10 protein-coding genes are annotated in these 7,844 nt (G+C 36.0%); 8 read left to right on the top strand and 2 right to left on the bottom strand.

Annotation, left to right across the window (positions count from 1 at the left end; all coding sequences use genetic code 11):
- Positions 1-10: 10 nt before the first annotated feature.
- Positions 11-1,720, bottom strand: a complete 1,710-nt coding sequence (locus AC27VX_RS20295) for a T9SS type A sorting domain-containing protein (RefSeq protein ID WP_488697576.1) — start codon at positions 1,718-1,720, stop codon at positions 11-13.
- A gap of 242 nt (positions 1,721-1,962) precedes the next feature.
- Between AC27VX_RS20295 and rpmB the strand changes: the two genes are divergently transcribed.
- From rpmB to AC27VX_RS20265, 6 genes are all read left to right on the top strand, one after another.
- Positions 1,963-2,205 carry a 50S ribosomal protein L28 gene (gene rpmB / locus AC27VX_RS20290; protein ID WP_002976757.1) on the top strand — a complete coding sequence of 81 codons (243 nt, stop codon included), beginning with the start codon at positions 1,963-1,965 and terminating at the stop codon, positions 2,203-2,205.
- Positions 2,206-2,211: 6 nt separating this feature from the next.
- Positions 2,212-2,394, top strand: a complete 183-nt coding sequence (gene rpmG, locus AC27VX_RS20285; protein WP_027373683.1) for a 50S ribosomal protein L33 — start codon at positions 2,212-2,214, stop codon at positions 2,392-2,394.
- A gap of 20 nt (positions 2,395-2,414) precedes the next feature.
- On the top strand, positions 2,415-2,567 hold the full coding sequence (locus AC27VX_RS20280) for a DUF4295 domain-containing protein (protein ID WP_002976755.1): 153 nt from the start codon (positions 2,415-2,417) through the stop codon (positions 2,565-2,567).
- A gap of 89 nt (positions 2,568-2,656) precedes the next feature.
- Entirely contained in the window at positions 2,657-3,124 is a 468-nt protein-coding gene (locus AC27VX_RS20275; RefSeq protein ID WP_488697570.1) for a RidA family protein, read from the top strand.
- 15 nt (positions 3,125-3,139) lie between these two features.
- Positions 3,140-4,093 (top strand): signal recognition particle-docking protein FtsY, encoded by a 954-nt coding sequence (gene ftsY, locus AC27VX_RS20270; RefSeq protein ID WP_236855925.1) that lies wholly within the window; start codon positions 3,140-3,142, stop codon positions 4,091-4,093.
- Between the two features lie 72 nt (positions 4,094-4,165).
- The gene (locus AC27VX_RS20265; RefSeq protein WP_236855926.1) at positions 4,166-4,426 is read left to right on the top strand and encodes a GlsB/YeaQ/YmgE family stress response membrane protein; all 261 of its coding nucleotides are present in this window, start codon (positions 4,166-4,168) and stop codon (positions 4,424-4,426) included.
- A gap of 74 nt (positions 4,427-4,500) precedes the next feature.
- On the opposite strand, the gene sppA is transcribed toward AC27VX_RS20265, so the two are convergent.
- Positions 4,501-6,258 (bottom strand): signal peptide peptidase SppA, encoded by a 1,758-nt coding sequence (gene sppA, locus AC27VX_RS20260; RefSeq protein WP_300687130.1) that lies wholly within the window; start codon positions 6,256-6,258, stop codon positions 4,501-4,503.
- 20 nt (positions 6,259-6,278) lie between these two features.
- On the opposite strand from sppA, the gene folK reads away from it, so the two are divergent.
- Together folK and AC27VX_RS20250 are read left to right on the top strand one after the other, a co-directional pair.
- Positions 6,279-6,695, top strand: a complete 417-nt coding sequence (gene folK / locus AC27VX_RS20255) for a 2-amino-4-hydroxy-6-hydroxymethyldihydropteridine diphosphokinase (RefSeq protein ID WP_236855928.1) — start codon at positions 6,279-6,281, stop codon at positions 6,693-6,695.
- A 12-nt stretch (positions 6,696-6,707) separates the two neighbouring features.
- Positions 6,708-7,829: an OmpA family protein gene (locus tag AC27VX_RS20250; RefSeq protein ID WP_236855929.1), complete on the top strand. Its 1,122-nt coding sequence runs from the start codon at positions 6,708-6,710 to the stop codon at positions 7,827-7,829.
- Positions 7,830-7,844: the final 15 nt, after the last annotated feature.

Here is a 7,844-nt window from a genome sequence, read left to right as displayed (position 1 = left end):
AATGATTCAGTTACTTTACAGTAAGTTTTCTAGTGGTTATTTCGTTTTTTATCTTCAGTTTTAATAGATAAACTCCTTTTGGAAGATGAGAAACATCTACTGACTGATCTCCATGTAATATCACATTCAGCTTTTTCCCATCCATTGAATACATTTCTGCTTCTGAAACATTTTCACCCTTAATATATACTTTATCGGAGGCAGGATTAGGGTAAATCATAAGATCCGTTTTTACTTTATTTTCTCTGATTCCTAATGTACTTTCTGTAGAAGCATCAGAATATGCCTTTGAAGCATCAATTGCTTTCACACTCCAATACACATTCTGAACTGCGGGGTCTAAATCCAGAAACCATGAGGGCGTTGTCACTATATATTTGGCTACATCCTGTGCTCCCTGTGTAGTCCCAACTTTAATTTCATAGCGCAAAGCGTTTACCGGTGTTTTGTCATCAGATGCACCACTCCATGAAAAATTAAAGCGATTTCCATTTTTGGTCACATTCAGATTGGTAGGCGCTGTAGGTTTTAAATTGGTATCCGCAGCATTATTGGTAAACACTTTTGTCAGCGACGGCAGATCCGCTCCAGCCCAATCAAATCCGCTCAGTAAAACATCCAGATGGTGATCATTATTAAAATCAAACAGATGCACAAGTCCGGGACCTCCCAAATTAGCCAAGCCTGTTAATGATCCTTCTATAAATTTATGATTGGCAACATCATACATATAAGTCTTTACTACAGCATCATAGTTTTCATTCCCTGAAATGATAAAATCATAATACCCGTCATTATTTAAATCACCAATACTTACAGATGCATCAGAAATATCTGCTGCAGCAATGGGCTGAGGAGTCAGAACACCTGTTCCATCGTTCATTAAAACAGCAAAATATCCATCATCATTTCCATCTTTACCAATGATAACAATATCCTGAAAACCATCAGCATTAAAATCAGCAAAGTCTATTTTACCCACAGCCACAGGATCAAGATCCTGAGTATGAACCAATACTCCAGCCTGATTCATATAAACCTTAGACACAGGATTACCATTCATATCTGATCCTATGATCACTAGATCTAAAAGATGATCGTTATTAAGGTCTACCATTTTAAAGCTTCCATTTTGAGTTCCATCAACCCAATTCCCTGTCATATCAAAGTCAGATCCCGTATTTTTATAATAATCTAATGTATTTCTAAAACCGATGCCGTCAATATACTGAGTCCCATTAAGTGCATAATCTGATTTTCCATCATGATTAAAATCAAAAACCTCCATTGAACCGTAGATTTTACCACGAAGATCAGCTTCTTTCACAAAACCTGTTCCCGTATTTTTAAATCGGTATTGTTTATAATTCACAACATCAATGTAACTCAAACCGGTAGAAATAATATCCATCAGTCCATCATTATTAAAATCAATGAATTTTATATCTCCCAAATGCGTCACATCGTTTCCCAAATTTGCATAGGGCAATAATGTAGTCCCATTATTCTGATATACTTCATTAAAAGTACTGTCTACGTTTCCATCACCATCAGAATCTATCGCTCCGTTCATCACAATATCCAGCGTACCATTATTATCCATATCGGCAATATCAGCAGCTGAATAGTAGAAATTATTCATCCCTGTTTGTATCTCTGTAAAGTTCTGAGCGGCCAGTGCGACAGGAATCATTGATAATAGAATATAAATTTTTCTCACGTTATTTTTATTTAGATTAATTAAAAACAAAGATAGAATATTAAATTTTCTGGTTAAAAAAAAGTCTGTATGAATTATATCAGTACTGATTATCTGCTATATCCCGGAAATTCGAATATTTTAAAAATTCAATATTATTAATCAGCCACTTATTTACAATTATTTTCCAAAAGATTTGTCTATCTAAAAAATTCTTCGTTATTTTGCACTCTCAAATATTATACAAATAAGAACATCGAGATATGTCAAGAATTTGCCAAATAACAGGAAAGCGTGCAATGGTTGGTAACAACGTTTCTCACGCTAATAACAAAACGAAGCGTCGTTTTGAAATTAACTTATTAGAGAAGAAGTTTTACCTTCCAGAGCAAGATAAGCACGTAACACTGAAAGTATCAGCTCATGGATTGAGAGTGATTAACAAGATTGGAATCGAAGAAGCTATTGAAAGAGCTACTAGAAACGGATTGATTAAAAAGAATTAATAAATCATGGCAAAAAAAGGAAATAGAGTTCAAGTAATCCTTGAATGTACAGAGCACAAAGAAAGTGGTATGCCAGGAATGTCTAGATACATTTCTACAAAAAATAAGAAGAACACTACAGAGAGATTGGAATTGAAAAAATACAATCCTGTTCTTAAAAGATCTACCCTTCACAAAGAAATTAAGTAATTTATAAATAATATCTTACCATGGCAAAGAAAGTAGTAGCAACCCTACAAAGCGGTCAATCTAAGAAGATGACTAAAGTGGTGAAAATGGTTAAGTCTTCTAAATCTGGAGCTTACGTTTTCGAAGAAAAAGTAATGAATGCTGACGAAGTTGACGGTTATTTGAAAAAATAATCAGTACTTTGTTTACAATATAAAAAACTACTCATATTTTGGGTAGTTTTTTTGTTATCTTTGTGCACCAGATTATTAATCAGTAACGTATGAAAAAGATTCTCGCTCTGGTCTGTACAGTAACTTTTCTATTTTCATTCAGTCAGAAAACAATGACCTCTACAGAATATAAAAGTTCGCCAAAGGTTTTCAATATTAAAGGACTTTCTCAATCTGTAAGTATTGACTGTGGAAGTTCTAAAATGATTTTACTATCTGGGCAGGTACCTCTGGACCCAGAAGGTAATCTGGTGGGAAATAATGTAGAAGAGCAGAGCCGTCAGGTCTTTGAAAATATGGAGAATATCCTGAAGGAATACGGAGCTACAGGAAAAGATATTATTAAACTGGGAATTTTCATTACAGACATCTCTAAAACTCCGGATTTCAGAAAAGTAAGGGATATGCATGTCAATCTTCAGAATCCTCCTGTAAGCAGCCTTATTGAGGTGAGCAGGCTTTTTAGAGATGATGTGCTAATAGAAGTAGAAGCCACAGCGGTGATTAAAAATAAATAAGAATAAACTAAAACTATGAGTTGGTTTAAAAATATTTTCAAAAAGGAAGAAAAAGAAACTTTAGACAAAGGATTGGAAAAATCCAGTCAGGGATTCTTTGAAAAAATGACGAAAGCCGTAGTCGGTAAAAGCAAAGTAGATGATGAAGTACTGGATGATCTTGAAGAAATACTGATCGCATCCGACGTAGGAGCCTCTACCACGATCAAAATCATAGGGAGAATTGAAGAGCGTGTTGCCAGAGACAAATATGTTGGGGTAAGCGAACTTGATCATATTCTTCGCGAAGAGATTTCAGGATTACTTCTTGAAAATCCTCATGCCGGTACCGGAAATATCGATGCTTCCAAAAAACCATATGTCATCATGGTAGTTGGAGTAAACGGAGTTGGAAAAACGACTACGATCGGAAAACTGGCTCACCAGTTCAAGTCCGAAGGCAAGAAAGTAGTTTTGGGAGCCGGTGATACCTTCAGAGCGGCAGCTGTAGATCAGCTTACCATCTGGAGTGAAAGAGTGGGCGTTGCCATCGTAAAACAGGAAATGGGCTCTGATCCAGCTTCCGTAGCATTTGACACGGTACAAAGTGCTGTAGCACAAAATGCAGACGTTGTAATTATTGATACTGCAGGAAGACTTCACAATAAAATCAACCTGATGAATGAGCTTTCCAAAATTAAAAGAGTAATGCAAAAGGTAATTCCTGATGCTCCTCATGAAATTCTTTTGGTTCTGGACGGATCTACAGGGCAGAATGCATTCGAACAGGCCAAGCAGTTTACTGCAGCTACAGAAGTAAATGCTTTAGCAGTAACCAAACTGGATGGAACAGCAAAAGGAGGTGTTGTAATCGGTATTTCTGACCAATTCCAAATCCCTGTAAAATATATAGGTGTAGGTGAAAAAATGCACGATTTACAGCTCTTTAATGGTACGGAATTTGTAGACTCATTCTTCAAGAAAAGATGATTTATATCATGCTTTCCCTTATATTAGCAAACAAACCATTTTAAAATATTAACAATTAAAAAATTTGCAACTATGGGAATATTAACATGGATCTTATTTGGTCTTATTGCAGGTGCAATCGCTAAAATGATCATGCCAGGAACTCAGGGAGGAGGATGGCTAATCACTATTATCCTGGGAATTCTGGGAGCATTTGTAGGAGGAGCTATAGGAGTTTACATTCTACATTGGGGAGATGTCGCATCTTTCTGGAATCCAAGAAGCTGGATTCTTTCAATAGGAGGAGCTTTAATTATCCTCTGGATTTACGGAATGGCTACTAAGAAAAGCTAAGGTTATACTAATAAAAATAAAATCCCGGATCTGAAATTCAGATCCGGGATTTTTGTATACAATATAAAATTTAGTTAGTTGTTGATTCTAATCTGATATGGCATTTCCATTTTCACCTCAGATTGCAATTTTTTGTCTGTGATCTGCTGTAAGATCTCATAGTTGGATTTTCCGATCTTACTCTTAATGATCCTTGCAGAAACATCTTCCTCATTCAGATCTTTGAACAGCTGCTCAAATGGAGACATCCTCTTAGGGAAAGCATCTATCTGATAAGATTTCAATCCTGCTTTCTGTGCTGCAAACTTCACTGCATCATTTAAAGTTCCAAGCTCATCTACTAAGCCAATCTGTTTTGCGCGGGCGCCGCTCCATACTCTACCTCCTCCTACATTATCAATCTGCTCAAAAGTTTTCTTTCTGTTTTGAGTAACAAAGTGTACAAATCTCTTATAAGTTCCTTCTACACTTCTTGTCATCATATTCACTCCGTAAGGCGTCACTCCGTTTAATCCTGAATAGTACATAGAATTAGCATTCGTACCGACAACATCTGCACGGATTCCGTTTTTATTGGCGATATCTTTATAATATGGAAGTACTCCAAATACCCCGATAGATCCTGTGAGGGTATTAGGCTCAGAATAAATTTTATCAGCTGCCATCGCTACATAATATCCACCTGAAGCAGCATAATCCCCGAAAGAAACAATCAGTGGCTTTTTCTTTTTCAGCTGCTGCAATTCAAACAGAATCTCATCTGAAGCGTTCGCACTTCCACCGGGAGAATTAATTCTAAAGACAACCGCCTTTACCTTATCATCATCCTGAAGCTGTTTAATATATTTTACATATTTCTCAGAATGGATATCATTATACCCGTCTCCATTGTTTATAGATCCTGAAGCATATAAAACAGCTACCTTATCACCAGACTTATCATCATCTGCATAAGAATTTATATAACTTGATAAAGAAATCTTATTCAGTTTTTCTTTTTCCTTCAGACTCAATTTAGACTTAAGAAGATCTTCATATTCGGATTTTTGAATAAGCTTATCCGCAAGCTTATATTTCAGTCCCTGATCAGGAATCATTCCATATAAACTGTCAACAATCGTTCTGAACTGTACTGTATCAATTTTTCTTGAAGCAGCTATTTTATTGGAGGTATTTTTCCAAAGGTCATTTAGCAGTGTACTTAGCTGTTCTTTATTTTCAGGTGAAATATCATTTCTTAAAAAAGGCTCTACTGCCGATTTAAATTTACCATGACGAATCACCTCGATTCCGATTCCATATTTATCTGCGAAATCTTTAAAGAAGGTAACTTCAGTAGCAAGTCCTTTTAGCTCTATACCACCTGCCGGATGAAGATAGTACTGATCAGCAACCGAACCTAAATAATAAGCAGACTGTGATACTCCATTTCCATATGCATAAACAAATTTTCCACTTTTCTTGAAATCTTCAATTGCATTCCGAAGATCATCAATCTGAGTTAACCCGGCATGGAGATCATCAGCTTCAATACTTATTCCTTTAATATTGTCATCAGTTTTAGCCTTATTAATAGCTTCCAATGCATCATAAAGAAGAACGCTTTTGTTTTGGGAACTTATAGCAAACAATCCCATCTCCTCTTCAGTGGGGCTGTCTATTATATTTGTTTTTAAATTAATCGTAAGAACCGAGTTCTTTTTCACCGCCACCGACTTATCATTACCCATAGAACTAAACACAAGCATCATAATGAAAAAGATGAAAAATACAGCACAAAGTATTACTATTGCTACTATATTTGCCAAAACATTTTTAAAGAAACTTCTCATAAATCAATCAATTTTCTAATATGTCGCAGCATAAGGTAGTTTTGTTACTAGGAAGTAACCTTGGAGAGCAAAAAAAAAATATAGAACTTGCTCTACAGAAAATAAGTGAGGCTGGAAACCACATTTCACAAACCAGCGATTTTTTGATGTCAGATCCCGTAGAATTTGCCAGTTCCAATATTTTTTGTAATATTGCATCAATAATATTCACGCATCTTTCACCAATTCAACTGCTTGATTGTATTAAACATATTGAAATTGAAATGGGAAGAATTAATGATTCAAAAGTGTCCGGAGGTTATACTGACAGGATTATAGATATTGATATCATTAAGTATAATGAATTAAACTTTACCTCAGAAAGATTAGAAATCCCTCATAAAAAACATCTTTTTGAAAGGGATTTTTCTAGAATATTATTAAAAGATTTTATTTAAAACATAAAACATATGAAATTAGGTTTATTATTATTGGCTACAACATTGCCAATTGCAGCGTTCGCACAGAACAGTGGCACTACAGTAAACTCTTCAACTGAGTACCCTAATACTTTCTCCTCAGGGTCAGCTAACGTACAACCTTTTAACAACAAATCAAGACTTTTCAAAGACTGGTCTATTTCAGTTGGAGGTGGTACAGCGTTTATGGTTCACTCAGCTCTGAAATCTATTCGTCAAGATAAGATAAACTGGGGCTACAATGCTTACGTAAGTATTGACAAACAAATCTCGCATACTTTTGGTTTAAGCCTTTTGTATACAAGAGGAGAGACCAAACAAACGGGACAACTTCCCGGAACTGCAGGCCAATTGGCAGGTGTAGGTGTTGCCACAACCCAGTTTGATCAAATCGCTTTATTAGGTGATATCAACTTCTCCAATTTATTAAGAAGAGTGGATAATCATTCCCCGTACCGATGGGCATTCCATGGTTATGGAGGAATTGGACTTCAGGGATACAGAACTTCTCTGCACGACAATGATAGAAACAGATGGAGTGATACTCCTAAAAGAACTCCTTTATTCGTAAAACAGGATCTTGGTATTAATTCTCTCTATTATCAGGTCGGCTTGGGAGTAAAATATAACGTTTCCAAACTTATTGATGTTGAAGCAAGAACCATGTATATCATAAGTGGAGAGCAATCGTTTGATGGCAGCGGATACAATAATTCAAGTTATGACCCTTCCGCTCCTGCAGAATCACAATACAGATATACGATACTTAACAACAGAAGATCTTACAATGCATGGACAGTATCTTTGGGTGTTTCTTTCAAACTAGGAAAACAAGAATCTCACTTAGCATGGCATGATCCTCTTCAGGAAGCTTACTACAAAATAAATGTACTGGAAAATGCTACCACAGACTTTGTTGTTTGCGAAAAAGGAGATGCTGACAACGATGGTGTGTGTGACGATTGGGACAGACAACTTGACACTCCTGCAGGAGCAAGAGTAGATGGTGCCGGAGTTGCTTTAGATATGGATCTTGACGGAGTTATTGATCTGTATGATAAGTGCGTAACGGTTCCTGGACCTGTTGAAAATAACGGATGTCCTATCAAATAAGACGTTAAAATACCT

The sequence above is a fragment of the Chryseobacterium sp. 14P4.3.2 genome (assembly GCF_057799275.1).
Note: the sequence above shows the minus strand (reverse complement) of the source record. Positions and strands in the feature narration are given on the sequence as shown.

Coding starts and splice junctions, on each gene's coding strand:
- rpmB (WP_002976757.1), top strand. CDS start 1,963: ATGTCAAGAATTTGCCAAATAACAGGAAAGCGTGCAATGGTTGGTAAC.
- rpmG (WP_027373683.1), top strand. CDS start 2,212: ATGGCAAAAAAAGGAAATAGAGTTCAAGTAATCCTTGAATGTACAGAG.
- AC27VX_RS20280 (WP_002976755.1), top strand. CDS start 2,415: ATGGCAAAGAAAGTAGTAGCAACCCTACAAAGCGGTCAATCTAAGAAG.
- AC27VX_RS20275 (WP_488697570.1), top strand. CDS start 2,657: ATGAAAAAGATTCTCGCTCTGGTCTGTACAGTAACTTTTCTATTTTCA.
- ftsY (WP_236855925.1), top strand. CDS start 3,140: ATGAGTTGGTTTAAAAATATTTTCAAAAAGGAAGAAAAAGAAACTTTA.
- AC27VX_RS20265 (WP_236855926.1), top strand. CDS start 4,166: ATGGGAATATTAACATGGATCTTATTTGGTCTTATTGCAGGTGCAATC.
- sppA (WP_300687130.1), bottom strand. CDS start 6,258: ATGAGAAGTTTCTTTAAAAATGTTTTGGCAAATATAGTAGCAATAGTA.
- folK (WP_236855928.1), top strand. CDS start 6,279: ATGTCGCAGCATAAGGTAGTTTTGTTACTAGGAAGTAACCTTGGAGAG.
- AC27VX_RS20250 (WP_236855929.1), top strand. CDS start 6,708: ATGAAATTAGGTTTATTATTATTGGCTACAACATTGCCAATTGCAGCG.